The sequence below is a fragment of the Enterococcus diestrammenae genome (assembly GCF_049384045.1).
GTDB classification, from domain to species: Bacteria; Bacillota; Bacilli; order Lactobacillales; family Enterococcaceae; genus Enterococcus_C; species Enterococcus_C diestrammenae.
The window spans coordinates 1-26,293 of sequence record NZ_JBMRGR010000024.1; the positions used below are offsets into that span (position 1 = coordinate 1).

27 protein-coding genes and 1 pseudogene are annotated in these 26,293 nt (G+C 41.1%); 25 read left to right on the forward strand and 3 right to left on the reverse strand.

Features of this window, described 5'->3' with window-relative positions; translation table 11 throughout:
* Positions 1–235: 235 nt before the first annotated feature.
* Together ACO03U_RS12395 and ACO03U_RS12400 are read right to left on the reverse strand one after the other, a co-directional pair.
* Positions 236–910, reverse strand: coding sequence for a YczE/YyaS/YitT family protein (locus tag ACO03U_RS12395; protein ID WP_204687337.1), 675 nt, complete (start codon positions 908–910; stop codon positions 236–238).
* 429 nt (positions 911–1,339) lie between these two features.
* Positions 1,340–2,509 (reverse strand): MalY/PatB family protein, encoded by a 1,170-nt coding sequence (locus ACO03U_RS12400; RefSeq protein ID WP_204687335.1) that lies wholly within the window; start codon positions 2,507–2,509, stop codon positions 1,340–1,342.
* A 108-nt stretch (positions 2,510–2,617) separates the two neighbouring features.
* Here ACO03U_RS12400 and ACO03U_RS12405 point away from each other — a divergent pair, with 108 nt between their 5' ends.
* The 8 genes from ACO03U_RS12405 (at position 2,618) to ACO03U_RS12440 (ending at position 9,341) form a co-directional block, all read left to right on the forward strand.
* Complete coding sequence (locus tag ACO03U_RS12405; RefSeq protein ID WP_204687333.1) at positions 2,618–2,998, forward strand: CvfD/Ygs/GSP13 family RNA-binding post-transcriptional regulator; 381 nt, start codon at positions 2,618–2,620, stop codon at positions 2,996–2,998.
* 66 nt (positions 2,999–3,064) lie between these two features.
* The gene (locus ACO03U_RS12410; RefSeq protein WP_161869362.1) at positions 3,065–3,427 is read left to right on the forward strand and encodes a hypothetical protein; all 363 of its coding nucleotides are present in this window, start codon (positions 3,065–3,067) and stop codon (positions 3,425–3,427) included.
* A gap of 243 nt (positions 3,428–3,670) precedes the next feature.
* Positions 3,671–3,922: a hypothetical protein gene (locus ACO03U_RS12415; RefSeq protein WP_161869363.1), complete on the forward strand. Its 252-nt coding sequence runs from the start codon at positions 3,671–3,673 to the stop codon at positions 3,920–3,922.
* A gap of 259 nt (positions 3,923–4,181) precedes the next feature.
* Positions 4,182–5,438 (forward strand): putative periplasmic lipoprotein, encoded by a 1,257-nt coding sequence (locus ACO03U_RS12420; protein ID WP_204687331.1) that lies wholly within the window; start codon positions 4,182–4,184, stop codon positions 5,436–5,438.
* Between the two features lie 723 nt (positions 5,439–6,161).
* The gene (locus ACO03U_RS12425; protein WP_204687329.1) at positions 6,162–6,707 is read left to right on the forward strand and encodes a DUF3267 domain-containing protein; all 546 of its coding nucleotides are present in this window, start codon (positions 6,162–6,164) and stop codon (positions 6,705–6,707) included.
* Positions 6,708–6,793: 86 nt separating this feature from the next.
* The gene (gene rimM / locus ACO03U_RS12430) at positions 6,794–7,318 is read left to right on the forward strand and encodes a ribosome maturation factor RimM (protein ID WP_161869367.1); all 525 of its coding nucleotides are present in this window, start codon (positions 6,794–6,796) and stop codon (positions 7,316–7,318) included.
* The gene (gene trmD, locus ACO03U_RS12435; protein ID WP_161869382.1) at positions 7,308–8,069 is read left to right on the forward strand and encodes a tRNA (guanosine(37)-N1)-methyltransferase TrmD; all 762 of its coding nucleotides are present in this window, start codon (positions 7,308–7,310) and stop codon (positions 8,067–8,069) included. The genes rimM and trmD overlap by 11 nt, the downstream gene beginning before the upstream one ends.
* Before the next feature lie 102 nt (positions 8,070–8,171).
* Positions 8,172–9,341, forward strand: a complete 1,170-nt coding sequence (locus tag ACO03U_RS12440) for a DUF998 domain-containing protein (protein ID WP_204687327.1) — start codon at positions 8,172–8,174, stop codon at positions 9,339–9,341.
* 101 nt (positions 9,342–9,442) lie between these two features.
* Here ACO03U_RS12440 and ACO03U_RS12445 read toward each other — a convergent pair whose 3' ends face one another.
* Positions 9,443–9,931: a GNAT family N-acetyltransferase gene (locus ACO03U_RS12445; RefSeq protein ID WP_204687325.1), complete on the reverse strand. Its 489-nt coding sequence runs from the start codon at positions 9,929–9,931 to the stop codon at positions 9,443–9,445.
* 439 nt (positions 9,932–10,370) lie between these two features.
* Between ACO03U_RS12445 and ACO03U_RS12450 the strand changes: the two genes are divergently transcribed.
* The 17 genes and pseudogenes from ACO03U_RS12450 to ACO03U_RS12530 all read left to right on the forward strand — a co-directional run bounded on the left by ACO03U_RS12450 (position 10,371) and on the right by ACO03U_RS12530 (position 26,254).
* Positions 10,371–11,693: an MATE family efflux transporter gene (locus ACO03U_RS12450; protein WP_204687324.1), complete on the forward strand. Its 1,323-nt coding sequence runs from the start codon at positions 10,371–10,373 to the stop codon at positions 11,691–11,693.
* A gap of 128 nt (positions 11,694–11,821) precedes the next feature.
* Positions 11,822–12,169, forward strand: coding sequence for a 50S ribosomal protein L19 (rplS, locus tag ACO03U_RS12455; protein ID WP_010746105.1), 348 nt, complete (start codon positions 11,822–11,824; stop codon positions 12,167–12,169).
* A 379-nt stretch (positions 12,170–12,548) separates the two neighbouring features.
* Positions 12,549–13,205 (forward strand): hypothetical protein, encoded by a 657-nt coding sequence (locus tag ACO03U_RS12460; RefSeq protein ID WP_204687323.1) that lies wholly within the window; start codon positions 12,549–12,551, stop codon positions 13,203–13,205.
* 83 nt (positions 13,206–13,288) lie between these two features.
* A complete protein-coding gene (fss3, locus tag ACO03U_RS12465; protein WP_204687322.1) occupies positions 13,289–16,516 on the forward strand; it encodes a fibrinogen-binding MSCRAMM adhesin Fss3 in 3,228 nt (1,075 codons plus the stop codon).
* Between the two features lie 112 nt (positions 16,517–16,628).
* Complete coding sequence (locus tag ACO03U_RS12470) at positions 16,629–16,943, forward strand: YdcP family protein (protein ID WP_095803570.1); 315 nt, start codon at positions 16,629–16,631, stop codon at positions 16,941–16,943.
* Positions 16,944–16,955: 12 nt separating this feature from the next.
* The gene (locus tag ACO03U_RS12475; RefSeq protein WP_204687321.1) at positions 16,956–17,330 is read left to right on the forward strand and encodes a YdcP family protein; all 375 of its coding nucleotides are present in this window, start codon (positions 16,956–16,958) and stop codon (positions 17,328–17,330) included.
* 9 nt (positions 17,331–17,339) lie between these two features.
* Positions 17,340–17,642: a type II toxin-antitoxin system RelB/DinJ family antitoxin gene (locus ACO03U_RS12480; protein WP_204687341.1), complete on the forward strand. Its 303-nt coding sequence runs from the start codon at positions 17,340–17,342 to the stop codon at positions 17,640–17,642.
* Between the two features lie 53 nt (positions 17,643–17,695).
* Positions 17,696–19,078: an FtsK/SpoIIIE domain-containing protein gene (locus ACO03U_RS12485; protein ID WP_423104889.1), complete on the forward strand. Its 1,383-nt coding sequence runs from the start codon at positions 17,696–17,698 to the stop codon at positions 19,076–19,078.
* Positions 19,079–19,123: 45 nt separating this feature from the next.
* Positions 19,124–20,266: pseudogene (dcm, locus tag ACO03U_RS12490) on the forward strand (DNA (cytosine-5-)-methyltransferase).
* Complete coding sequence (locus ACO03U_RS12495; RefSeq protein WP_204687319.1) at positions 20,256–20,546, forward strand: hypothetical protein; 291 nt, start codon at positions 20,256–20,258, stop codon at positions 20,544–20,546. The pseudogene dcm and the gene ACO03U_RS12495 overlap by 11 nt, the downstream one beginning before the upstream one ends.
* 257 nt (positions 20,547–20,803) lie before the next feature.
* The gene (gene mobT, locus ACO03U_RS12500; RefSeq protein ID WP_204687318.1) at positions 20,804–21,988 is read left to right on the forward strand and encodes a MobT family relaxase; all 1,185 of its coding nucleotides are present in this window, start codon (positions 20,804–20,806) and stop codon (positions 21,986–21,988) included.
* Positions 21,985–22,122, forward strand: a complete 138-nt coding sequence (locus ACO03U_RS12505; protein ID WP_086269172.1) for a DUF3789 domain-containing protein — start codon at positions 21,985–21,987, stop codon at positions 22,120–22,122. The genes mobT and ACO03U_RS12505 overlap by 4 nt, the downstream gene beginning before the upstream one ends.
* Before the next feature lie 4 nt (positions 22,123–22,126).
* Complete coding sequence (locus tag ACO03U_RS12510) at positions 22,127–22,348, forward strand: hypothetical protein (RefSeq protein ID WP_002298822.1); 222 nt, start codon at positions 22,127–22,129, stop codon at positions 22,346–22,348.
* A gap of 13 nt (positions 22,349–22,361) precedes the next feature.
* The gene (locus tag ACO03U_RS12515) at positions 22,362–22,865 is read left to right on the forward strand and encodes an antirestriction protein ArdA (protein WP_154066633.1); all 504 of its coding nucleotides are present in this window, start codon (positions 22,362–22,364) and stop codon (positions 22,863–22,865) included.
* Positions 22,866–22,950: 85 nt separating this feature from the next.
* Positions 22,951–23,907, forward strand: a complete 957-nt coding sequence (locus ACO03U_RS12520) for a hypothetical protein (RefSeq protein WP_154066632.1) — start codon at positions 22,951–22,953, stop codon at positions 23,905–23,907.
* Entirely contained in the window at positions 23,904–24,371 is a 468-nt protein-coding gene (locus ACO03U_RS12525; protein WP_204687317.1) for an ABC-three component system middle component 2, read from the forward strand. Before ACO03U_RS12520 ends, ACO03U_RS12525 begins: the two co-directional genes overlap by 4 nt.
* Positions 24,368–26,254, forward strand: coding sequence for a DNA recombination protein RecN (locus ACO03U_RS12530; RefSeq protein ID WP_154066631.1), 1,887 nt, complete (start codon positions 24,368–24,370; stop codon positions 26,252–26,254). Before ACO03U_RS12525 ends, ACO03U_RS12530 begins: the two co-directional genes overlap by 4 nt.
* Positions 26,255–26,293: the final 39 nt, after the last annotated feature.

The following is a 26,293-nucleotide window of genomic DNA, read 5'->3' on the forward strand; positions in this document are numbered from 1 at the left end:
AGAAACACGTGCAAAGCCAAGATGGCTTCACACGTGTTTCTGTATCTAATTATTCTAGGGACTTTTTCAGCAGCCTCGTTTTATGCGGGGGGTTCTTTTTTGCTGTGAAACACAGCGATTGGCTGCTGAAAGCAGACAGAGCTGATGTTGAACAGTACTAGGCGACCCCAGGGAGCGTAGTCACCTTCGTACCGATAAAAAAAGCCTCTCGCCATGAGAGACTTTTTGCTAAAACTCAACGTTTTGGGGATGCTTTTTCTACCGGTAATACTTCCCTGCAAGGCTCAGAAAACCGCTGTTCCAACAAGCGAATGCCCCGTCCAACGGTCAGGGCTGAAACGATGGTGCCAATCCCGATGCCGCTAATTTTCCCTAAAAAAACTAGACCCAGGGTGCTTGCGATAAGAATCATCACCAAATCAAAGCGTAGTTTCATTTGGCCGAAGCTCTGACCTTGTCTTTGGCTCAGTAAGGCCACGATACCATCTGGAGCGTTCATGATAAAGTTGCCCCGCACCATCAAAAAGGCGCCACTGCTGGTCCCACAGATTGCCAAAAATAACAGCAATACACGAACAATTAGACTGTCTGGACGCCAGTTTTCCAAGCCGAGAAAGACGTTGTAAAAATCGACGACAGCCCCGAAAACCAAAGAAAAAGGCAGTTGTAGTAGAATTTTGAGATCCCATTTTTTAGTTAGCAATAACTGTACCACGACAAAACAGGCAAAGACTAAGCTCGTGGCAGCACCCAAACTGATGCCCGTGATTTTGGCAGTGATGAAAGGCACTGCCACTAGCGCACTGGTTCCAAGCTGGCAACAGGTGAATAACACTGTGCCCAATGCTAAAATAACTATTCCGCTAAGATAGGTGGCACTTCGTTTGAAAAAGGGGACGGCGACTTCCATAACAACTCTCCTCGCAAAAGATTAGACTGAGCATTTTTCTTTACTCAATTATATCAAAGATTGCAGTGTTTCTAGTCGGTTAGCACAGTTTTCCTGTATCGAAAAAGGTGAAATTTAGCTCCGCAGGAATTGATATGACGGTAGCTAGAACGGCAAATGCCAAATACAAAGCAATTTATCATTTGCCTTTGAGCTTCAAACTTAGAGTAAGTGTCACAAGTGCCACCAACTCTAAGTAATTCATCTCAATCTTTAAAGCTACTGTCATATCAATCCTACTACGCTAAATTTCACCTTTTTCACGAGATACTTGTTACTTTTCTAAGGAAGAAAATTGCGATCCTTAGGGAGCAAAGCCAATAATCTATTATGGTAAAACAGGGCATTCTCCGGAAATCTGCCCTGTTTTCTCATATATTAGTTACTAAGCTATTCCTGAAAGGCCTTGACGATTCGTTCCAAACCAGCTTCGAGAGTTGCTTTTGGGCAAGCCAAGTTTAAGCGCATGTGACCCGTCCCTTGTTTGCCAAACATTGTTCCGGCGTTTAGTACGACGCCGGCTTCTTCAATCATCTTAGTCTGCAACTGCTGGTCGCTGAGACCAAGGGCTGAAAAGTCCAACCAAGCCAAATAGGTGCCTTCTGGAGCCATCATGGTTACTTGAGGCAAATGGTTTGCGAGGTACTCTTGGGTAAAGCGACTATTTTCTGCCAAATAAGCTAACAACTCTGTCAACCATTCCCCACCTTGACGATAAGCTGTCTCTGTACCTAGCAAACCAAACGTGGAAATCGTGGCTTGTTCCGTCATTTCTTGGATATCCTTGAAGGCTTTACGCAAGCTAGGATTTTTGATGTAAACCATGGAATGCTTGATCCCCGCCAAGTTAAAGGTCTTTGTTGCGGCGGTCAATATCAAGGAAAAGTCAGCAAAATCAGGAGCGACTGTTTGGAAAGAGACATGACGATGGGGAGCAAAGACCAAATCTTGATGGATTTCATCAGCTACGACAATCACGCCGTATTTTTGGCAAAGCCGCCCGACGGCCAATAACTCTTCTTGTTCCCACACGCGGCCACCAGGATTATGGGGGTTACAGAGGATGAACAGCTTGATATGGTCTTTTTTGATCCGTGCTTCCATGTCAGCCAAGTCCATCTGGAACCGGCCAGCGACTACGTGAAGCGGGGAGGCAGAGGGGATGCGACCATTGGCTTTGACCATATTGGCAAACGGATGGTAGACCGGATCGTGAATCAGTACGGTATCGCCAGGTTCCGTGTAGGCTTGAATCGCCACGCCGATGCTAGGGACGACACCTGGAGAAAAGAGGATATCTTTTTTCTCCAGCTGGTAGCCGTAACGCTCGTTTTCCCAAGCGATGATTGCTTCATACAAGGAATCTGGCGTCACACTGTAGCCAAAAATCCCTTGCTGGCTATAGTTCGTCAAGGCCTCGATCACCGGTGTCGGCGCCATAAAATCCATATCCGCTACCCATAATGGAATCAGGTCTTCTTTGTGATAAGTCTGGACGATGCCATCCCATTTGACACTGTTGGTATTTTTCCGCGAAAGCTGTTGGTCAAAATCTGTCATTTCCTATTCCTCCTACTGATTTTCTCCAGAAGACTGCTGCCGGAGAAACGAACTTCTTTTTTTTGATTATATCAAGTATAATAGAAAATTGAGAAGAGAGGGAAGCAAATGACTTATAAAATCGGACAGGTTCTGCAAGGAACGGTCACTGGTATCCAACCTTATGGGGCTTTTGTGGCGCTAGATGAGCAGACCCAAGGCTTGATCCATGTTTCTGAGATTCAGTCAGGCTATACGAAAAATATCAATGATGTGGTAAAAGTCGGGGACAAGCTGCCCGTCCAAATCATCGATATCGATGAATATTCACAAAAAATCAGTCTTTCTCGCCGGACACTAGACGGGAACCACACGAAAGCACGGCCTCACCGCAAACGCTACTTTACCAACAAGAACAAGCAGATTGGCTTTGCTACGATTGAAAAACAACTCCCTATCTGGGTTGCTGAAGCGTTGGAGAGCTTGCATAATGAAAGCTTAAAGAAATAGTGATGTACATTTTCTGAAATCGTGTTAAAATTGATTTGCAAGTAAATCCGAATTCGAGGTGGTATTGTGGAAAACAAAAAAGTCGCCGGGACTGTGATGTTACATATGCAAGACGGTGATAAGCGGTTCTTAGTTCATTCCACTGGTGAGGCTGTTGAATTAGCTTCGACTGATTTTGCCCAGGATAAGACTGGTTTGGCAAATATCTTAGGGATGTTGAAAGAACAAGTGCACCTGGACGTGAAGAAGATCGACCTAGTAGAACTGACGAACGGCCAGATTGATGATGAAAATGTTCCATTGTTTGTTTTCGAAGCACAAGAGGCCTTACTTGAAAGCCAGTTGCCAGAAGACTTTAGTTGGGAAGAGCCTCAACGTTTTCAGAAAATCATCAGCAACTATCAAATCGAAGGCATGCCTTTTTTCTAGCAGGCATCATTTTGTAGCAACGCTTGATTGATTATGAATCCATGTAGATACGAGCCCCCAACAAAAATCCGGTGCGATTTTTGTGGGTGGCTTTGTTTTTTTGACTTGTGGGGCAAGAAAGTTAAAAACAATGGTTTCCCAAGGGCTGAGATTGTGGTATTCTGTGGAAGAATTTGCATTTTTTAGCACAAAATGGTACAGCCTAGTCGGTGGACTAGCGTTATTAGAAGAGAGGGAAGACGATTGTTAACGATTGTTTTAGTCATCGTACTTATCGCAGCCTTGGTCGCTGTGATGAAATACGCCAAATTTTTATGGCGCATGATTGGTTTGTTTATCGCAATTTTACTCGTTTGGCTTTATAAAGAAAATATCATGACGTGGTTTAGCCAGTCGGTAGCCGGCGATGGCTTGATGGATTTTCTCACAGGCCTAGGTACTGGCATCAAAAATATTTTGGATAAAATCTTTTTCGGACTCGGGGATCTCTTGTGATCTCTGAGTTTTTTTAGAAATTTTGTCTGGCTTTAGGAACTAGTTCAGCTACCGCTTGAGGGATTTTTCGGAAGTGAGTACGGCCGACTTTCTTGATATCAGCTAATTCTAGCGCATCTCCTGCAAACACCCATAAATCAGAACCGTTAGCGAACATCTGCCGCTATAATTTCCGTCTTTAGACCCATGTGTTTTTTTCGCAGATGTCTGATAATGAAACTAGCAATTATTCAATGAATTTTGGAAAGGATGGATGACCATGACACAACTTATCGCAATATTGGTGATACTTGCCATCATTATCGGCATTATCAAGGTAGGTTCATTTTTGTGGCGCATAGTTGGGCTGGCCTTTGCCGTGTTTTTGATCTGGATTTTTAAAGATGACTTATTGCAATGGGGGCAGTCGTTGATGGAAGGCGATGGCCTGGCGAATTTTTTACGACAAGTGGGGGATTTTGTCACGGAAGGGTTTCGCCAAGTTTCTAACTGGTTGCAGAACTTGTTATCCTGGCTAGTTTTTTATTTGTCTTTTCGAATCAGAAGGGCTACTCTTATCACGAGGAGTGATGTAATGAAAAAATGGGTGATGTTAGCCATCGCGGCCTTCGCTTTGGCGGGGTGCAGTCAAGGAAACAATCAAGCGGGGCAGTCCAAGGACAGTAGCCAAACGACTGTTAGCACAGCACAATCATCGACGACTGTGACTGAAACGACTACTGATCCATCGCCAGAGGTAGCGACAGAAAATACTAGTACATCGGAGTCTGAAACCAACAGCAAGCCTTCGTCAGCTCCAGCGGAATCTAGCACTTCCGGCAAGTCTTCATCCAAAACGCCGGAGTCAACAGCTACTAGCAGTTCCAAGGCTACTAGCGAAACCAGTTCGAGCGCCAGTGGTGACAATCAGACAGCGGATGCTTTGGCACAACTAAAAGAGAAATTCGCGAATGTCTCATTACCGACGACGTTTCCTAGAGATGAGAGCTTGCATTTAAATATTGCCGAAACTGGCGATGAAAATAAGATGAGTGCGCTGTTTTACAATTTGGAGCAAGCTTTAGTAATGGATAGCCAAAAGTTAAACGGGGAAACACCCTTTGCCTATTTTGCAAAAACGACCTATGAGACTTCCGGTAAAGCCAAAGAAGCGGTCAATTACAACTATGACGACGGCGGGCGTAAAGTCGATCTCGGTCACGATATCGCCGGTTATACCCAAGGTGCAGCGGGTTCGACTTATTTAAGTTGGAAAGAAGGCAACTGGGCGTTAACGGTTCGTGGCAATAACGCAGAAGGCCAAGACACCGTAGCGGCAGCCAAAGAAATCGTGGACTATCTGGAAACTGCCTTTTTACCAGTTCCCCAAGCTGTCGGTCAAATCGTCATCGACCTTGCAGCTGGTGGCAACTATGACGCCAATACCGTCACTTGGCAAGCGGACACAGTGGTTTACCAAGTCAGCCATCAAGAACCGCTAGCAGCTTTGAAGATGGCCGTGTCCGTCGCTGATTAATTCGAACAAATGAGTGAGCAATGAGTGGACAAGCACTGAGACGTTTGGTTTCCGGGCTTGGCCACTTTTTTAAGGACTTATAAAAATTTAAGCCCTATAAAGGCTAATTTATCAGAATTAAATGATATATCATGCTGTCATATTGATGTTACGAAAAAGGTGAAATTTAGCTCCGTAGGAATTGGGTTGACGGTAGCTAGACCGGCAAATGCCAAATACAAAACAATTTGTCATTGGCCTTTGAGCTTCAAACTTAGAGTAAGTGTCACAAGTGCCACCAACTCTAAGTAATTCATCTCAATCTTGAAAGCTACTGTCAATCCAATTCTACTCCGCTAAATTTCCCCTTTTCACGGTACACATGCTACCCTATAAGAAAATGATTCGCTGGATTTACGAAGCAAAGGGAATAAATTGATTATCAACAAAACAGGGTGGACTTGCTAGAGGAGAATGCCTCAGGTGGTAGTGGAACCGGTAAACGCAACCAAAGTACAGTTGTTTTTTGCTAGCTCATCTTAGCAATTTTGCTTAGATGAACTGTATGCGTCATGCTCCTTTAGCCCTTGGACATCCTTGACACTAGAATCCGAGACATTCTCCGGAAATAAGACACACCGGTTTTTTTTCGGAGACAAAGTTCCCATGAAATTCCTCGAGAGGCGGTTATCTTTTTGGCTGCCTGTGCTATAATAACACCACCAAACAAGACGGGAGCCTTTCATGAAACTTTTTCAATCCTATGAGTTACTGGAAACCAGCAAGCTGAGTCACCAGTTGAATAGTTGGTCGCTAGCGGTTTTTATCGCTTTGTTAGTCGGTGCTTCGGTACTGGTTGACCTGTGCCAAATTTCGGTGGTGCACTTTGCTTTTATGCAAGATGCCTTGTGTTTTTTTGGCGGCTATCTGGCAATCACGCTGGCCCACGAGGGGGTTCACGGAGGCTTTTTCAAGCTGTTTGCACCAGAGAAAAAGGTAGTTTTTCGGCGGAAGCGGGGCTTGTCTTATGCCACCAGTCCCGGAAGCTACTTTAGCAAAAGGCAATACGGGCTGATTACGCTGGCGCCTTTTTTGCTGCTGACACTGACGGGAGTCTGCTTTTTGGCGTTGGTGGGAGCATATTTTTGGGCGGGCTTGTTATTGATCACCCACACGGCTTCATGTGTTGGCGATTTTTACTGGCTGAGCTTAGTGCTTCGTGGGCCAAAAAACGCCATGGTGAAAGATACAGCGACGGGGCTAGCTTTGTATTTACCTGTCGAAAAGTAGCCAAGCAGAAAGCACCATGCTAAAATAAGAAGGATTTATGAGACTTGCGGGAATCTTTCCCGAGGAGTGATAAAGGAGGATTCATTTTGACGGAGTATTTAAACGTTGGCAAAATCGTCAACACCCACGGCATTCGTGGGGAAGTACGGGTGATTTCCCAGACGGATTTCCCGGAAGAACGTTACCAACCTGGGGCTGAATTGGTTTTGTTTCGCGATCAAAAAGAGCCTTTGCAGCTGACGGTAGCCAGCCATCGCAAACACAAAAATTTTGATTTACTAACTTTTGCAGGATATCCCAATATTAACGATGTGGAAGCTTTCCGGGATGGTATTTTGAAAGTTTCGATGGCTAATTTGTCTGATTTAGCAGAAAACGAATACTATTACCATGAAATCATCGGCTTAACAGTGGTGGAAGAAGATGGCACGGTAATGGGAAAAATCAAGGAAATCCTCTCACCAGGGGCCAATGATGTCTGGGTGGTTCAGCGAAAAGGCCAAAAAGATGCGTTGCTTCCTTATATCGAGTCAGTGGTGAAGGCGATCAATCTCGAGGAAGGCACCGTCGTCGTGGAGATTCCAGAAGGGTTGTTAGATGATGCAAATTGATGTATTGACCTTGTTTCCTCGGATGTTTGAAGGCCCGTTGGGAGAGTCGATTATCGGCAAAGCGCGGGAGAAAGACTTGCTGACGATCAATGTTCATAACTTTCGTGACTATTCCGATAACAAGCACCATACCGTCGATGACTATCCATACGGGGGCGGTGCGGGGATGTTATTGAAAGTTCAGCCGATTTTTGATAACTTAAAAGCCATCGAAGCCGAAAATCCCGGTCAGAAAAAGCGGGTGATTTTGCTAGATCCAGCGGGGAAACCCTTTGATCAAAAGTTAGCTGAAGAGTTTGCCAAGGAAGAGCAGTTGGTCTTTATTTGCGGTCACTATGAAGGTTACGATGAGCGCATTCGTGATTTGGTCACAGATGAAGTGTCCTTAGGGGATTATGTCTTGACCGGGGGCGAGCTAGGCGCAATGGTGATGATCGATGCCACCGTGCGTTTGTTGCCAGAGGTGTTGGGCAATGATACCTCGGCACAAACAGACTCTTATTCGACAGGGTTGTTGGAACATCCCCAGTACACGCGACCAGCAGATTTCAATGGGCAAAAGGTGCCTGAAGTCTTACTCAATGGCAACCATAAGTTGATTGAAGCCTGGCGCTTGAAAGAATCGCTGCGGCGGACCTATACCCGTCGTCCAGATCTGCTAGAAAACTTCCCCTTGACCAAAGAAATGCAAAAGATGTTAGCGGAGATTCAAGCAGAAACTGATGCAGCAAATGAAGCACAACAGTCTTAGCACCGTGAAAATAAGCTGTTACACAGGATAGCAGGCTGATTGACTAGGGGAATTCTTTAGCCAATCAGCTTTTTAGACTTAAAAGGAAGAAAGGTAGGACTCATGATTGACGAAGAAAAAAACGAAGTGACCGTCGAGGCGTTGAAGCAGGTGATCGCCGAACATGCCGATATTGAAATTTTGGTGGCCGGCCAGCAGCATCTTTTTCGTGAAGTCAATACCCAAGGCAACAACCAACGACTGCTGTTGCGAAAAGTGCTGGCGCCCACCTTACTTGCAATTGTCATTTTAGGAGTGATTTTTGGAATTTATTCCCAGGGGACGATTCCCTTAAGTGGTGATTTTTCCATCACCACCATGACGTTAGCGGTTGCTGGTGGCATGGGGGGCTTGTTATTTGCTATCGCGTTGGTTGTCAATAAACGACGGCAAGCCCCTAATTTGCAACAGCTTGTTTGGCGGCATATTCCCACGATAATCTTTTCTTTTTGGTTGATATTGCTGATTGGTTTAGCCGCTTTCTTGTGGTTAATTGGCTTGTCATTTGAAGGAGCCAGTTTTGATAAAGTGACCGCTACGGTGATTGCGGCGCTTTTTGCCGGCTTTGTCAACTATGTCATGCTTTTAGCGGTGGGCAGTATCAATGATGAAATGCTGACCAACTTACTGATCTTGGTGAGTGTTGGCGGTATTGTAGCCTCCATGGTCACCAACAGTCAAAGAAACTGGTGGCAGAAGAATTTTAGTTATTTAGGCACAGAATCCGCCCATAACAGTTGGCAATTCAATGTGACGTTGATGGTCTCGGCCTTGTTACTGATTGCCTTGATCGACTACCTTTTCGTAGATCTAGTGAAGGAGGCCCCGCAGAAAGTGCAGTTATGGATTTTGCGAATCATGCTGACCATGACCGCGATTTCTTTGGGGGCGGTGGGCTTTTTCCCCAATAACGGTCAAGGTCGCTTACATGAGTTGCACAACTTAGCTGCGAACTGGCTGGTTTATTGGATTATTTTGCTGATTTTGGGGATTCGCTGGTTATTGCCACGAGTGACGAGGGAATTTTTGACGGTATCTTATGGGATTGCCGGTACGCTTTTGGTAGCAAATTTCCTCTTTCAAACCATCGGCTACCTATCATTGACAGCCTTTGAAATTATCGCCTTTTTCTTGGCCTTTTCGTGGATTTTATTATTGGTGCAAAACATTCGCAAACTCCATCGCCGCCCTCGGATCGTGATTGAGATTGCGGCACAGACACCGGAAGCTTAGTCAAAAGAAGTGTAAATGTTTCAGCAGCTTTTCATCAAAATAGGCAGCCTCGCGTAGCAAGCGCTCGCGGTGGCTGCCTGTTTTAAGATGCTGGTGAGGCCTTAATCCCCGATATAATAGGCCATCCGGTACTCATTGACCCAGGTTTCGTTGATCCAAAACTCCCGTTTAGCCAGACCTTCATCGACAAAGCCGATTTTTTGATAGAACTTTCGAGCTCCGGGATTTGTGGCGAAAACTTCCAATGAAAGTTTGCCGATGCCGGCTTCGGTCCCTCGGCGAATCAATTCGGTCATGAGTTGTCGCCCCACTTGTTGTCCTTGAGCTTCAGGGGCGATGGCGATACCTAATACCCAGTGACGTCTGTGGGCGGGGAGGGGGGAAGGGTGGTGGTAGCTGACGCAGCCCAACACCTTTCCAGAAGCTTCTTCTTTGGCTAATAACAAAGACTGGTGCCAAAGACTGGCAGCATAGGCATCGTAGTCTTCGTATTGCTGGAGGGCCGGGGTATTTTCCGGCGTCCACACGGCTTTGTCGATATCCCATAGTTGGGGGATGTCGTCAGGTTGCAGTTGGTCAGTGATTATCATGGCAAATCCTCCTGTAAGAATCGTTTCTTTTAGTTTACCAGAAATGATGGCGTGGCGCCTTGTGAAGGGAGGGTATCCATGGTATCTTTAAAGCAATCAAATCATTTACGAAAGTTGGGATGCCACTATGGCAGCGCCTGTACGATCATTTTTTCTTACAAAAAAGGGACCGAAAGCTAGGTTTCTTTGTGTTGAAAAAATAATCAAACAGTAGCCGCTATTGGAAAATCCGCTTTTGGGTAGGACTAAAAGCTTCTTTAAGACGGCCAGGTGCCGTCTTTTTTGCTTACTCGCAAGTTCGGCTGTCTGTTTTAAAGAAAGTGCGTAGTGAAAACCCGCTGATTTGTACGGGCGAAGCAAGGGCCGCCATACCGGCTTTCTTTATCCAGCAGTCACAATCAGGATTTTCCAAAGGGCCAGAAAGTGTGGGTACCGATTTTTGGAAAATAATAAACGAAAAATTTATAGGGAACTAAATGCCTTTGCGGCGCCCTTAGTGCTGAAAAATCTGCTTCAAGTGCTAATCGAATTAGGTTTGGGGATGATTTCCGGTCATATTTCCCTGGCGGCGATTGCAGCGACGGGAACCATTGATGGCTTGCTGTATGCCTTGATTGGCTTTTTGGGTAGTGGGACAGTTTCATATACGATTTACGCTGCTCGGATTGTCGACAAACAATCCCGAGAAGCAAAGGAGCTGTTTAAATCTTTAGTGGGATTAAACGGCGCATTGGGGATTGGTTGTACAGTTATTTTATTGCTTTTTGCCCGAGAGATCATGGCGGGTATTTATCATTTTGATGGGCAACTTCTCGCCTTGACCGTCGACTATTGCCGAGTCAGCAGTTGGAATGTCTTGCTGACGCTGCTGAGTTTTGCTCTAACTAATCAAATGAAGGTTCGTAAACAGACGCAAGGGATTTTACAAGCTAGTTTTTTTGGCGGGCTTGGCCAATTGGCTTTGACAGGGCTGTTTGCAGGGCTAGTCTTCACCGGGGAAAACCGCGTCTTAGGTGTCGCCCTCGGTGGGGTGTTGTCAGAAGTCTTTGTGTTTATGTATTATGCTTGGCTGTTACGCCAAGATCTTGGGCAGCTCAAAGGCGTCTCTGCTTGTCGCTGGACCTTTTTATTGCGCAAAAGTGGGGTTCTTTTTTTGCAGGAATTGGTGGAAGGCTCGCTGTTTCAAGTACTAGTGACTGCTGCTTTGGCGCGCACGGGGAGTTTGCTTTTCGCCGCCTATCAAATTTGTTTGCGGCTGACAGAAGTTTTTCTAGCGCCGTTATTCATGTACTGCAATGGGCTGATGGTCTTGTTAGGGGAAAAGCTCGGCCTAGGGGAGCGGGAAAGCCTGCGCCAACTGCCAAGGATTACCTTACAAATGGTCCTGAGTCTCTTTTTCGCCATGGCATTACCCGGTTGGTTGTTTCGTGAGCAGCTTCTCGGGTTGATCACCAATTTACCCGCGGTTTCAGCTAAAGGAGGGAGTCTGCTGGGATTGGTAATCCTCACGGAAGCCAGTCGTCCTTTTTATGAAATCAGCAAATATAGTTTGCAAACGGTGGGCGGTGAAAAACAGGCGTTGAAAATCACTGGTGTCATCAACAGTGGGGCTCTGTTGGCGATTTGGCTTATGCCTACGAGGCTACCGCTTATTCTACTGTCCGTGATGGCGAGTCAGTTACTGTGTGCGGGCAGCTTTTACTTCGAGTTTCGCAAAGCCTGTGCCGACCTTTTTCCAGTAAAGGTTCAGCTTGATAAGTGATTGAGAAAATCACTTTACACTTGCGCAGGACTATGGTAGTATGTCTTGGTGAGCGCACTGCTCAACAATTACGATATTCCGCTGGGGTGTGTCACCTTACGAATGTTTGGAAATTAGGAGAATGCAAAATGAACCCATTGATTCAAGAATTAACTCAAGAACAATTACGCACTGATATCCCAGCTTTCCGCCCTGGGGACACTGTCCGCGTTCACGCGAAAGTTGTCGAAGGAACTCGCGAACGGATCCAGTTGTTTGAAGGCGTCGTTATCAAACGTCGTGGCGCTGGCATCAGCGAAACTTACACTGTTCGTAAAATCTCTAACGGTGTTGGTGTAGAACGGACTTTCCCATTGCACACACCACGTGTTGCTAAAATCGAAGTCGTTCGCTACGGTAAAGTTCGTCGTGCGAAATTGTACTACTTGCGCGCTTTGCATGGTAAAGCTGCACGTATCAAAGAAATTAGAAGATAATAACGGAAAAAATCCTAAAATCTCTAAAGCCTGTGAAAAGTCCTTGTATATCAAGGGCTTTTTCTTTTTTCTCTATCACAGTTTTAAGCCTGAATTGGCTGTTTTGGACCATTTTTTACTCATATTCCCCTAGAATGTCCTAGAATGTCCTAGATTGTCCGATATTGACTAACAGTGTCGTCAAAATAGGGCAAAATTTAGTAGTCAGTCTGACGACAAATTTAATACGAAAAATACCAAAACATTTACCGAATTTATCATATTTTTAACCCCTTAGGATAAAAAGGTACCAGTTTTCAAAAAAAGGCAAAACATATACTTTGATGATAAAAAGTTAGTGTGATAGATATTCTCTAAATATTTTTTAGGAGATTTATTGATGGATAAGATTGATGGTCGAATCATTTGGAAGAATCAAAGTGACTTAAAATTGATTTTAACAATTAATAATTTTATCGAAAAACACGGAATTACATCTACGAGACAATATCAGAAAAAGTTAGCAGAATATCCCAATGAATCACCTAGTATTTGGTTCATCAATCAGAAATATGGGTCATGGGATAACTTGCTAGAGAGTATTGGCCTTGAAAAAAACGATTATGGAAAATGGGCTAAGATGCCAGAAGACAAATTGATGGAAATAGTAGAAAGCTTTATAAGTGATGAAAAAATTCGTTCACAGCGAAATTACGAAACAAAAGCAGTTGGTAGAGATGTCCCTTCTCTAAGTACGTTGAAAAAAATAGTTGGTGATGTACGGCCACTGTTTAGAAAAAAGGAACAGGAAAATTTATTAACTGACTTTCAATTATTGATGGAGCTGAGAGAAGAAATTATTCGATTAGGACTTGAAGAAGATTTATCAATGACAAAATTCCGTAAGCTATCAAGGTCAGATAAACTTCCTTCAGCGATCACAATATTGAGAAGAACAAACAAATCTTGGGAGAAATTAATGGAAGAAATTGGATTTGATTATCGGAAAATCAAAATTTATAAACAAAGAGACAATTTATCTCGAAAGAAAAATTGATAGTATCAAGCTTAAAAAGGCGTTCAAAACTAAAAATTTGAACGTCTTTTTTTATTACCCTAAAACGAAAGGAGATTTTTTATATGAAAAATCTGAGATTTAAAAATTGGCGATTGTTTGCAACTTTTGCTCTGTTGGGTCAAACAATTGGCGGAGCGATTGGTCCTACGATTGCCTTTGCCGATGAAATTACTCATCCACAAACAGTTACCGTGCATAGTGATCAGTCCCATCTTTATTCTGTTGAGGGAACTTTTAGCGATGGTCGAACATTATCCGAGGTAACGGTTCCTCACTATGCTATCTACAATGGGGAGAAACAAGATATTTTCTGTATTGAACCAGGAGTGCCAATTTACAATGAATTCACTCCTGGATATGAGAAAAATCCATTGCCTGATATGTCGGAGAAAGCGAAATTAGTTTCCGTTTTATGGAAGAAAGCCGGTACAGATATTGATACACAAATGGTTGCTCAAAAGATGATCTGGCAAGAGGTCAATGGGTATACTCTTCATTCTATGAAGCATCCAGATGGCAGTGCCGTAAATATTGCAGCCATTGAAGCAAAAATTAATCAAGCCATTGCCGATTATCAGAAGAAACCTAGTTTTTATAATTCCACAGTAAAAACAGTTTTAGGTCAATCGACCACCGTGACGGATATGAATAATCTGAATTTGTCAGAATTCGATGAAGTTGTGGAAAATACTGCAAACATTGATTATCGCGTCAATGGCAATCAATTGGTGATTACACCAAATGCCAATTCTAAAGAAAATGGTGTGTTGACGCTTAAGAAATCCGCTGGAACTGGAACACCGGTTGCTTATAAGATGGCTGGACAACAAGCCCTGATGGCCGGGGCAATTGATAAGCCGAATACCTATACAATCAAAATTGATGTGGAAACTGAGGGTTCTTTGAAGATCAAAAAAGTCGATAAAGAATCAGGTGATGTTGTACCAGGAACAGTTTTCCATTTAGACTTTGGAAAAACTTTACCTGCAAAAGACGTGACTACCGATAAAGAAGGCATTACGACATTGGATGGGATTCCTCATGGTACAAAGGTAACCATTACTGAAAAATCAGTGCCGGCGCCTTATACGATTGATGCCACACCTGTGACTGCCACGATTAAAGCAGGTGAAACCATTTCCGTGACTTCAAAAAATACGCGAGAAAAAGGTCAAATCATTCTGGATAAAACCGGGATTGAAACAGGAAGTGATCTTTGGAACGACAATTACTCTTTAGCTGGAAACACGTTTGCTATTCGCAAGGACAATCCCACTGGTGAAATTGTTCAAGAAATGACCACGGATGAAAAAGGTCATGCGGAATCACCAAAAGAGATTGCCAATGCGTTGGAATTGGGAACTTATTATGTGACCGAAACCAAAGCATCTAATGGTTTCGTGAATACTTTCAAACCCGTAAAAGTCGAATTGAAGTATGCCAATCAAACCGTGGCCCTCGTTACCAGTAACGTAAAAGGACAAAACCAAGAAATTACTGGAGAAACCACTTTGACGAAAGAAGACAAAGACACTGGGGATAAAACACAAGGCAAGGCAGTCTTTGAGGGTGCTGAATACACCTTGTTTACTGCTAAGGATGGAAAAGAGGTTAAATGGAGTGAGGACTTTAAACCAGAATTAGTGAAGGGAACGAAAGCTTCTGACGAAACGATAACTTTGACTTTAGACGAGAAGAATCAAGTTGCGGTTAAACACTTAGCCATCAACGAGTATTACTGGCAAGAAACAAAAGCACCTGAAGGATATACCTTGGATGAAACGAAGTATCCTGTATCCATCAAAAAGGTGGATGATAACGAAAAAAATGCCGTAATTACTCGAGATGTTACGGAAAAAGAACAAGTGATTCGCTTTGGCTTTGATTTCTTCAAATTTGCCGGATCAGCCGCTGGCACTGCCGAAACTGGGTTTAATGACTTAACCTTTAAAGTGTCGCCATTAGAAGGGACCAATGAGATCACAGGCGCTGAAGATGAAGCAATCACAGCTTATAACGAGCAACTAGGTTTTGATGGCTATGGCAAGTTTGAAAATCTTCCTTATGGGGATTATTTACTTGAAGAAGTAGAAGCCCCAGAAGGATTTCAAAAGATTACACCATTAGAAATCCGTTCTACTTTTAAAGAAAATAAAGAGGATTACGCCAAGAGTGAGTATGTCTTCACCATTACCGAAAAGGGACAAAAACAACCGATTAAGACGGTGACCGTTCCTTACGAGAAACTGACGAACAACGAATTTTCCGTTAGTTTGAATCGTTTGATGCTTTATGATTTGCCTGAGGAAGAAGATAGTTTGACTTCCCTTGCGACTTGGAAAGACGGGGACAAAGAATTGACTAGCCTTGATTCTACCGAGCTAATTGATAAGTTGAGCTATAACTTGCATGAAATCAAAGAAGACTGGTATGTGGTAGCGCAAGCCATTGATGTAGAAGCCACAAAAGCTGCTCAAGAAAAAGATGAAAATGCCAAACCAGTCGTGATTGCGGAAACAACGGCCACCTTGGCGAACAAAGAAAAAACAGGAACTTGGGAAATTCTGCATAAATTAACCGCCGAACAAGTTTTGGATAAAACCATCGTCTTGTTCAACTATGTGTACGAAAATAAGGAAGCCTTTAAAGCAGGCGATGAGCCAGTAGCGAAGGATACTAGTTTGAATAACCAAGCCCAAACTGTCAATTGTACAGTGGAACGCCATGTTTCCATTCAAACAAAAGCGCACCTAGAAGACGGTTCTCAGACCTTTACTCATGGTGATGTGGTGGATATGTTTGATGACGTATCCATTACCCATGATGTACTGGATGGCTCAAAAGAAGCCTTCGAAACAATTTTGTTTGCTTTACTTCCAGATGGTACGAACAAAGAAATTTGGAAATCTGGCAAGATTGATTACGAAGTGAATGACAAAGAATTTACCAAAACCGTACTTGCGGAAAAAGTAGATACCGGGAAATACCCAGAAGGAACCAAGTTTACTTTTGCGGAGATCAATTACGATAAAGATGGAAATATTAATGGAAAACACAATGAAGATTTGAAAGAAAAATTTCAAACCTTAACACCAAAAGAAGTGCCAACCACACCAAGTACGCCGGAACAACCAGAAACACCAACCGTTCCAAGTGACTCTCAAGAATCTAGTCCTACAGTGAAGACATTCCCTCAAACCGGGGAGAAAACTTCCAATGTGTTACTGTTCATTGGCTTTACATTGATCTTTGCGACGGCAGGCTATTATTTCTGGAATCGTCGGGATTAAGGTGATGAGATGAAACAAGTAAATCCTAAGAACCAAGTTGCGCGACCGCCTCCTAAAAAAGTGGTCGCGCTATTTTTGTATTCAAAACTAACAATGAAAAGAGGAAAAAAAGATGGAATTGAAATTTGTTGTGCCAGATATGGCCGAAACCTTTGGAAAGATAAGTTATGCCGGAGAAGGCGAAGTTTTAACAGAAGGATATGGTCGAAATACTACGGTGATTGGCCGCAGTTATCATTTGTATTCCAGTAAACAACGGGCTGATGATATTGAAGTGGTGGTAGCTGCGGAAGCCGGCGAAAAGGATTTTGACCAAGATCAACCGCTAAAAGCCGTGAATCCCCACTTGGTTGCCAAAGGCTATGAGATTGAAAACCGTGGGTTTACCGATTACGTGTTGTATGTCGATGATTTAGTGAAAGCATAGGAGGAAAAGAAGATGAGATTAACAGAAGGTATTGTCGTAGATTCAGGATTAACATTTGGGAAGTTGCGTTTTTCTGCATTACGTCGAGAAGTGCGGAAACAAAATGAGGACGGAACGGTTAGTAATGAGGTAAAAGAACGGACCTATAATTTGAAATCCTCCGCACAAGGTAGAATGATCCAAGTTAGTATTCCAGCAAATGTACCCTTACGCGAGTTTGCCTATGATGCAGAGGTAGAGTTGGTCAATCCAATCGTGGATACCGTCGCCAATTATGTTTTTCGAGAAGGGACTACCGTTAATTGGTTCATTAAGGCAGACGATTTAGTTTTAAAACGACAACCGAATCAAGGAAATCCTGCGAACCAAAATAAAGGAAAGAAATAGGTGAAGAATATGGAAATTAATGTGGAACATATTTTAGATTGTCTAGATCGTTATGGCAAAGGAGAACTAACCAAAGAACAAGTCAACGAGGATTTGACGATAGATGAAAAAGTATTTCTTATTATGAATCAGGATTTTTTTGAAACCGATGAGGAAGAGTCCTTCTTTATGGTTGTCGAAGTAAATGAAAACTTATGTCGACAGGCAGAATCTGTCTTGGAAGAAATTGGTGTGGAGATGCCAGATGCCATTGAAGGCTTTTTAAATCAATTGGTTGAAACAAAACAACTCCCCTTGCCAGTAAATGACTAGCATAACTTTTTGAAAAAGCCCAATGAAATTCTATTGGGCTTTTTTGATTGGAGGTGGAAACTATCAGACTTTATAAAGGGCATCGCATACGGGCAGGAGATCAGCACTTAATTTATCACTTTGTTCTTGGCTGGCTAATCACTTTGTTCATTGGTTGGATGGGCGTCTTTTATTTTCAAGAGCTTAGACAAATTGATATTTCTAAGCTCTCACTTTCTACTATTGAAATCGTTTGGTCTATAAAAGATTTAGTATGTTTGCTTGGAAGTCTCGCTCTTTCAGGAAGTATGCTGTTGCTTTATATACACTTTTTTCAGGATCATTGGCGAAGTTTATGGCATCGACAAAAGCTAGCTCGCATGATTCTAGAAAACCATTGGTATGAGGTGAAGCAAACTCAAAGTGAAGGCTTTTTCAAAGATTTGAATAGTAGTCGGACCAAAGAGAGCATCAGTTACTTCCCCAAAATTTATTATCGAATGAAGGGGGGATTGCTTTCAATTCGTGTTCAAATTTCACTGGGAAAATATCAAGATCAGCTCTTGAAGTTGGAAAAGAAGTTAGAAAGTGGGCTGTATTGTGAGTTAGTAGAAAAGGAACTCGAAGATTCCTATGTGGAATACACCTTGTTATACGATATGGTTGCTAATCGAATTGGGATAGACGAAGTAGTGGCTGAAAACGGGGCGTTGCGATTGATGAAAAATCAAGTATGGGCGTATGATTCCTTACCTCATATGTTAATCGCAGGTGGCACAGGTGGTGGGAAGACTTACTTTTTACTCACCATCATCGAGGCTTTTCTGAAATCTGATGCCGAGCTTTTTGTTCTTGATCCCAAAAATGCAGACCTTGCAGATTTAGGTACGGTAATGCCTCATGTATATTACCAAAAAGAGGAAATTTCTGATTGTGTGGAAGATTTTTACGAACGCATGATGGCTCGTAGTAGGGCGATGAAAGAAATGCCCAACTACAAAACAGGAGAGAATTATGCCTATCTTGGACTTCCGCCCAACTTTTTAATCTTTGATGAATACGTGGCTTATATGGAAATGTTAACGACGAAAGAAAGCGCGGTGATTTTGAATAAGCTTAAGCAAATTGTGATGCTAGGTCGTCAGTCTGGTTTCTTTCTGATTTTGGCTTGTCAAAGACCAGATGCGAAATATTTGGGAGATGGAATTCGCGATCAATTTAACTTCCGAGTGGCTTTGGGTCGCATGAGTGAGCTCGGGTATTCTATGATGTTTGGAGAAGTTGATAAAAATTTCTACATGAAGCGAATTAAAGGACGAGGCTATGTGGATACAGGGGGCAGTGTAATTAGTGAATTTTATACGCCACTTGTGCCAAAAGGGTATGATTTCTTAAAGGAAATTAGTAACATTATTGGATTAAACGTTCACATGGAAAGAGAAAATAATAGTATGTAGCCTCGGATTATCAATAATCCTGGGCTTTTTTTATTGAGGTGATATATGACATTTTTAGATTTATTCGCCGGGATTGGTGGCTTTCGCTTAGGTATGGAACAAGCCGGTCACCAGTGTATCGGCTTTTGTGAAATTGATGATTTTGCTAGACGGAGCTATAAGGCAATTCATGATGCAAGTAAGGAGGTGGAAATGCATGACATCACAAGTGTATCAGACGAGTTTGTTCAATCCCTCGGACCAGTGGACATCCTTTGCGGCGGCTTTCCGTGCCAAGCTTTTTCAATTGCGGGAAAGCGGCAAGGATTTTCCGATACTCGAGGTACTTTATTCTTTGAAATCGCTCGGTTCGCCACTCTTCTCAAACCTAAGTTTCTATTCCTTGAGAACGTCCGAGGATTGCTCAATCACGAAGGAGGGGCTACGTTCGAGACAATCCTCCGAACGCTGGATGGATTGGGGTATGATGTGGAATGGCAGGTGCTTAACTCAAAGGCCTACGTTCCCCAAAGCCGCGAGCGGGTTTTCCTTATCGGACATTCTCGAGACGCACGTACCGAACAAGTATTTCCTATCATTGGAGCGTCTCCAACATCTGATCAAAACATCCGAAACCTGTTGAATATCAATCCTTCCAATCGAGGAATGGGTGGACAAGTCTATGGTTCAGATGGCGTAGCGCCAACCTTAACAGGCGATGAAGGAATCAAAATCGCATTGCCGGTAAAGGATGGAATTTCTGTAGCCGGTATGTTATCAGGAAATTTTGAACAAGGCAATCGAGTTTATGAGGTAACCGGAACAGCTCCCACTTTGTCAACGAAACAAGGGGGAACGAAGATTATGATTCGGAAAAATAAAACAGAATATCAAGAGGTGAAGCCAGGGGACAGTGTGAACCTGGCTTTTCCTAATTCCACAAGTCGTCGAGGCCGTCTGGGAAAACAAAGTGTGCATACGTTACTAACAGGAGACCAACAAGCGGTTGTCACAGATCAGTACCAGATTCGAAAGTTAACACCTAGGGAGTGCTGGCATCTTCAGGGCTTTCCCGATTGGGCCTTTGACCGGGCCTCTCAAGTCAATTCAGATAGTCAGTTGTATAAATAGGCCGGAAACTCAGTAACAGTTCCGGTCATTTTTGATATTGCCAGAAGATTAAAGGAGGTAAAACTAGATGATTTATGATGAGTTGATTGGGGAAATCTATTGGGTGATTGGTAAGATTCAATCCGATCCGGAACTAGAGGAAGAACTATACCAGCTCAATTTCGATATTCGCAAAAATGGGGTGAAGGTCCCTGGTGATTCATATGTAATGGACGAGGAAACCGATGCTCGAATGGAGTTGAATCAAGTCATCAGTGAATTGGAACGGATTGCAGATCTTGCCAAAGAACCTGATATCCGCCAATACTTGTTTGAGATAAAAGCAGAGTTGGAAATTGAGGGGATTACTGCGGAGTAACAGCCAAATAAACCATTGATAGGCGCTGACCGCGGGGGATTTGCGAAGCAGAAATCCTCCGTGGTGCTGTGCCTGTTCATGGACGGCGGCAGCCGGCCATGATGTCTCACCCCCCGTATCTAACAGGGGGGTACAAAAACACAAAAAACAAGCAAGTAGCTATTAAGAATTACTGGTGTAGCAAGGGAAATTAACGATTTGATTCAGTGTGAAGTATTCGTCAATTACTTCACACTTTTGCTTTAGGAGGTGATTATTTGGCGAAAAGAAATTTAAGCAAGGAACTGCTAAAAGAAAAGCGTAAGGATTATAAGGTTTCGCAGAACAAATTAGCTGTCGCATGTAATTTGACTCGAGAGTATATCAACAAGATTGAATCAGGTCTACTTACACCATCAGAAAAGACCATGAGAAAAATTTTTGACCAACTGGAAAGTTTCAATCCCGATTTGCCTTTGACGTTACTGTTTGACTATGTAAGGATTCGTTTCCCCACAACGGATGTACGGAAAATTATTCAAGAAGTTCTCCATTTGAAATTTGAATATATGCTCCATGAAGATTACGCCTTTTACTCCTATCAAGAACAATATGTTATGGGAGACATTGTGGTGATGTTATCTCATGAAGAAGATAAAGGCGTCCTTTTGGAATTAAAAGGGCGAGGTTGTCGACAGTTTGAAACGTTTTTACTCGCTCAAAAGCGTAATTGGTACGACTTTTTCGAAGATTGTCTAAAAGCTGGTGGCGTGATGAAGCGCTTGGACTTGGCAATCAATGATCGAGTGGGGCTACTGGATATTCCTGATTTAACGAAAAAATGTCAGAAGGAAGAATGTATCTCCTTGTTTCGTACCTTCAAAAGTTATCGTTCCGGTGAGTTGTTGAAAGCTGATGAAAAGGATGGTATGGGCAATACCTTATATATCGGCAGCCTCAAGAGTGAGGTTTATTTTTGTTTGTACGAAAAAGATTATGAGCAATATATCAAGCTAGGGATTCCATTAGACCAAACTGAAACGAAAAATCGCTTTGAGATTCGACTGAAAAATGACCGTGCTTTTCATGCGATTCAAGATTTGTTAAAAGGTCGTAGCATTGAGAGCACCACGTTTTCCATTATCAATCGTTATTTGCGATTTGCGGACAAGGTGGAAGGAAAACGGAGAACCAATTGGCCCTTGAATGAACAATGGGGGCGCTTCATTGGACGGAATCGTAAGGAAATTCAATTAACCTCTGAACCGAAACCGTATACCATTGAACGAACCTTGAATTGGCTTGGACGTCAAGTCGCCCCTACGTGGAAGATGGCCAAGGAGTTGGATCGTTTGAACGAGACAACCTATATCCAGGATATGGTACAGAATGCGCGCTTATCAGACCGGCATAAAAAGATTTTGAAACAACAAAGTATGGCAATTGAAAACTTGATTATATGAAAAGAGGAAAGGTCATGGGAATTGTAAAAGATATTTTATTGGTATTTGGTGGGAGTATGCTCGGTGTTACTGTGATGTGCTTGATGTATGCAAGTGCAGCAGCAGACCGAGCAATGGAAAAGAAAGGAAAGTGATGAAATGAATTTCGGACAAAATTTATATCAATGGTTTTTAACCAATGCCCAATCTTTGGTTTTACTAGCGATTGTAGTCATTGGTTTATTTTTAGGATTTAAGCGGGAGTTTTCTAAATTAATTGGCTTTTTGGTGATTGCCTTGATTGCGGTAGGTCTGGTCTTTAATGCATCTGGTGTGAAAGATGTCTTACTCAATTTGTTTAACCGAATTGTCGGTGCGTAAGGGGGGAAGCACAATGGAACAGATGCGCGTTTATATTGCGAATCTCGGGAAATATAACGAAGGTGAATTGGTGGGGGCGTGGTTTACCCCACCTGTCGATTTTGATGAGGTCAAAGAACTGATTGGATTAAATGACGAATACGAAGAGTACGCGATTCATGATTATGAACTGCCTTTTGAAATTGATGAATATACACCAATTGAGGAAATTAATCGGTTTTGTGGCTTAGCGGAGGAGCTTGAAGGAACGCCGATTGGTGAAGTTGCTTCTGAGATTCAACATGCTTTCTTCAATTCTTTTGAAGAAATGGTAGAGCATGTGGATGATATTGTCTATTATCCAGATTGCGATGATATGAGTGATGTAGCATATTTCTTGATTGTAGAAAATGGTGATTTTGGAGAAGTACCAGAACACTTGAAGACGTATATTGATTTTGATGCGTGTGGTCGAGACTTGGAGATTGGAGGCAACTATTTGGTTACGAGTCGAGGTGTTTTTGAATATCCTAATTAAGAAGAAAAACATCTGTCAAGTACGTGTTATCTTTGTTATCATAATGTATGTAATGATTTCTATAATCAGATAACGAGGGATAAATATGGAACGTGGATTTAAATACTTAGTTGATGTTCATGGAGAACCTGGAGCAAGAGATATCTTTGAGAGAATTTGTACTAATTTATTTCAATCGATGTATGGTCCGACTACAAAATCAGTAGAAGTTTCAAGAGGTGATGGGGGTATAGATGTTTTAGTAGGAGATTTACCAAAGCCTCAGAAAGTGTATCAATGTAAATTTTTCTTAAACGGATTAGGATCTTCTCAACGCCAACAGATAAAAGAATCATTTAAGACTGTCACAACAAATTATGAAATCACAGATTGGAGACTTTGTTTGCCATGCATACTAACTCAACAAGATTTGCTGTGGTGGTCAAAATGGAAACACGAGCAAAGTGAGTTAACTGGTATACAAATTGAACTATGTGATGGATCCTATCTTATTCACCAACTAAAATCATATGATATCTATGAACGTGAATTTGATGAGGATATTAGGAATCAGTTGAAAATAATTTCGAGTGAATTAGCCCTTCAAAAACAGCGAGTCATTGATGAAATAATATATGATGATTTAGATGGAATTGAAGATGAATATAATGATTTCATTTTTGTGAAGATGTTAGAAAGTGCAGGTATTTTTGATACTAACGAATATAAAATAGATTTTTTTAATGCAGAAATATCAAGACAAGAAAGTATAAGCAAAGATGAAGTTGAAGGATTGAGAATATATAGTAATTTGAAGATAAAAATCTTATCTCTGTGGAGAACACAATTTAATATATTTAAATCACCTGATAATGGTCAAAACTTATTGCTTCAAACTTATTTAAGGATAGAAGATTTAGATTCAACAACTCTCCTCTCAAATCCTGAATATAACTTACTAGCTAAAAAGGGTATATTACATCAGCTTGCCAATGAGAAAAAAATAGGATGGGTAACTAATTATCTTGAAAAATTATCTGAATATGTAGGTGAGGAAATATGAATGAAATAGTTGAGGGTGTGACTTATAAGGAGTATCTTCTTACTCTAATAAGAATTATTACATTTTTAGATTACCTAGGGGAAAATCATAAAAAAAATACTACAATGGAAAGAATTGTTTGTTATGACTTTTTTTTAAAATATCCCGAATTTCTTGATAGTAAGAAAAGTGAAGATTTTGATACTAAATTCTCTTATTTTCATTGGAAGCCTAACTATAAGTTATATGATTCCGTTCTTGCAGATGCTCAAGCGCGTTGCTTAATTAAACTAAAACCTGAATCATCTAATTATATTTCTACAGAACTAGGTACTGAATTTATAAGCGGAATGTCGAACAGCTATATTGAAAATTTAACTGAGTCATCTAAGTATATTGAAAAAAATATATGTAAATTATCTAATAAAGCTATCAATGAGAAGATAAGTGTTCTTCTTACGACTAGTAGGGGGGTAGAGTTGTGAATCTTTTTTTGAAAACATTTAGGTTAATTGGAATTGATAAGAATTATGAAATAAAATTTATCAAGGGCCTTAACGTGATTTCGGGTCCTACATCAACTGGTAAAACAACAATTTTTGAGCTTATTGACTATGCTTTTGGATCTAAGTCACATAAATCATATATAGAAGTAGGATCAAAGTGTACTGATGTTGAGCTAGAATTTGAAATAAAAGGGAAACTATACAGAATTAAGAGAACTTTATTTAAATTTGATTTACCAATATTAGTAGAGGTATTTAATGAGGGTGAAGGTAAGTTTGATATCCTTGGAACGTATTTCGAACGTAGTAAAGATTATAATAAAACTTTATCGGCATTTTTATTATCTAAATTGGGTTTAGATGGTATTAAAGTTGCTAATCAAAATTTTAGTTTTCGAGATTTGTTTAAGTTCTCGTATCTGAAACAGACAGAGATAGATAACGAAGATATTTTATCTGAAAAAAATTGGGCGGTAAATAATAAGCAGAAGGCAGCTTTTGAAATTATCTTTAATTTCTATGATAAGCTAATTGGGGAATTAAAGAGTCAATTGAGTATCAAACAAGATGAATATAAGAATGAGACGATTAAAGTAAACGGGATTCAAGAATTTTTGAAACAATCTGATATTGAAAATTACGATACAGTTGAAAAAAGGAAAAAAGAGCTTGATTTACAAATTAAAGAGCTCACAAAATTGCTAAACGAAAATAAAGAAAAAATAAAACTGGATTCTTCAAACTCTATGACAGATGAGCTTGAAGAAAATGTTATAAAGAAAAAAAAGGATAGAAATTTAATACTTGCAGAAATTGCTGATCAAAAACAGTATATTCAAAAATTAATCACATTATCTAATCAATATTCGAATGATCTTGAAAAAATTGATGCTGCAATTATGGGAGTACGTGAAATCAACAAGTACGATTTTAAGCTTTGCCCTAATTGCCTGCAACCGTTATCTATGCATAAAAATTCTTTGAATTGTATGCTTTGTGATAATTCAATGGAAAATCTGGCAGAGCAAGTTATTGAACTCAAAAATGAAAAAAGAAATATAAATAAAAAAAAGAATGAACTTGAAAAGCATATAAATCATTCTATGTCTGTAAGAGAAGAATTAGTAAAGAAAAACGAGTTACTTACTAAGCAAATAAATCAAGACGAGCGAGTTCTTTCAGATTTGACAGACGCCTATGTTAATCCTTATCTTCAAGAAATAAGCCTCATAAATTTATCGCTTGGTAAATTATATAGTGAAAATGATGAACTAGATAATAGCCTCAGATTTATTAAAGAACTTAACAGACTTCTGTTGGTTTTAAAGCAAAAGCAAGATGAGCTTGAGGATTTGAAGACTCAAATTGAAGAGCAAAAAGAAATGAATGACAAAAGTGATATAATTTCGAAATTAAATATCAAGTTTAATGAGATTCTAGAAGCATTTCATTTTCCAAAACTTTCAAATGCTTACATTGATCCAAAAACCTATCTTCCATATATTAGAGGAAGAAGGTACAATGATTTAGGTAGTTTAGGAGCTGTAACTTTATTAACGGTTGCATATTATCTATCAATTTTGGAAAAAGCATCAAGCAGAGAAATAAATTCAAATCATTTAAATCTGTTGATGATTGATACACCTAGTAAGAATTTAGGTGTTTCTTCAAAAACAGCTGAATTTCAAGATGAAGAAATTTTCAAGTCAATGATAGCTTATTTTGTAGAATTGGATAGCAAGATGTCCGATGAAATTCAGTTAATTGTTATCAATAACGGATATCCAGATACATTACCAGCTAAAAATATAATAAAAGAATTCTCATCAGATGGTAACTCTGGATTAATTGATGATATTTAATAGTTTAATATTGAAGGTTGTTCCTATTTGGAACAGCCT

What these genes read in the sequence shown, in the direction of transcription:
- ACO03U_RS12440 (WP_204687327.1), top strand. Translation starts at nt 8,172, where the DNA reads ATGATTGACGAAGAAAAAAACGAAGTGACCGTCGAGGCGTTGAAGCAG.
- ACO03U_RS12460 (WP_204687323.1), top strand. Translation starts at nt 12,549, where the DNA reads ATGGATAAGATTGATGGTCGAATCATTTGGAAGAATCAAAGTGACTTA.
- ACO03U_RS12495 (WP_204687319.1), top strand. Translation starts at nt 20,256, where the DNA reads ATGATTTATGATGAGTTGATTGGGGAAATCTATTGGGTGATTGGTAAG.
- fss3 (WP_204687322.1), top strand. Translation starts at nt 13,289, where the DNA reads ATGAAAAATCTGAGATTTAAAAATTGGCGATTGTTTGCAACTTTTGCT.
- ACO03U_RS12515 (WP_154066633.1), top strand. Translation starts at nt 22,362, where the DNA reads ATGGAACAGATGCGCGTTTATATTGCGAATCTCGGGAAATATAACGAA.
- rplS (WP_010746105.1), top strand. Translation starts at nt 11,822, where the DNA reads ATGAACCCATTGATTCAAGAATTAACTCAAGAACAATTACGCACTGAT.
- ACO03U_RS12425 (WP_204687329.1), top strand. Translation starts at nt 6,162, where the DNA reads ATGAAACTTTTTCAATCCTATGAGTTACTGGAAACCAGCAAGCTGAGT.
- ACO03U_RS12420 (WP_204687331.1), top strand. Translation starts at nt 4,182, where the DNA reads ATGACACAACTTATCGCAATATTGGTGATACTTGCCATCATTATCGGC.
- ACO03U_RS12395 (WP_204687337.1), bottom strand. Translation starts at nt 910, where the DNA reads ATGGAAGTCGCCGTCCCCTTTTTCAAACGAAGTGCCACCTATCTTAGC.
- ACO03U_RS12445 (WP_204687325.1), bottom strand. Translation starts at nt 9,931, where the DNA reads ATGATAATCACTGACCAACTGCAACCTGACGACATCCCCCAACTATGG.
- ACO03U_RS12525 (WP_204687317.1), top strand. Translation starts at nt 23,904, where the DNA reads ATGAATGAAATAGTTGAGGGTGTGACTTATAAGGAGTATCTTCTTACT.
- ACO03U_RS12480 (WP_204687341.1), top strand. Translation starts at nt 17,340, where the DNA reads ATGGAAATTAATGTGGAACATATTTTAGATTGTCTAGATCGTTATGGC.
- ACO03U_RS12475 (WP_204687321.1), top strand. Translation starts at nt 16,956, where the DNA reads ATGAGATTAACAGAAGGTATTGTCGTAGATTCAGGATTAACATTTGGG.
- trmD (WP_161869382.1), top strand. Translation starts at nt 7,308, where the DNA reads ATGCAAATTGATGTATTGACCTTGTTTCCTCGGATGTTTGAAGGCCCG.
- ACO03U_RS12470 (WP_095803570.1), top strand. Translation starts at nt 16,629, where the DNA reads ATGGAATTGAAATTTGTTGTGCCAGATATGGCCGAAACCTTTGGAAAG.
- ACO03U_RS12510 (WP_002298822.1), top strand. Translation starts at nt 22,127, where the DNA reads ATGAATTTCGGACAAAATTTATATCAATGGTTTTTAACCAATGCCCAA.
- ACO03U_RS12405 (WP_204687333.1), top strand. Translation starts at nt 2,618, where the DNA reads ATGACTTATAAAATCGGACAGGTTCTGCAAGGAACGGTCACTGGTATC.
- ACO03U_RS12505 (WP_086269172.1), top strand. Translation starts at nt 21,985, where the DNA reads ATGAAAAGAGGAAAGGTCATGGGAATTGTAAAAGATATTTTATTGGTA.
- ACO03U_RS12520 (WP_154066632.1), top strand. Translation starts at nt 22,951, where the DNA reads ATGGAACGTGGATTTAAATACTTAGTTGATGTTCATGGAGAACCTGGA.
- ACO03U_RS12400 (WP_204687335.1), bottom strand. Translation starts at nt 2,509, where the DNA reads ATGACAGATTTTGACCAACAGCTTTCGCGGAAAAATACCAACAGTGTC.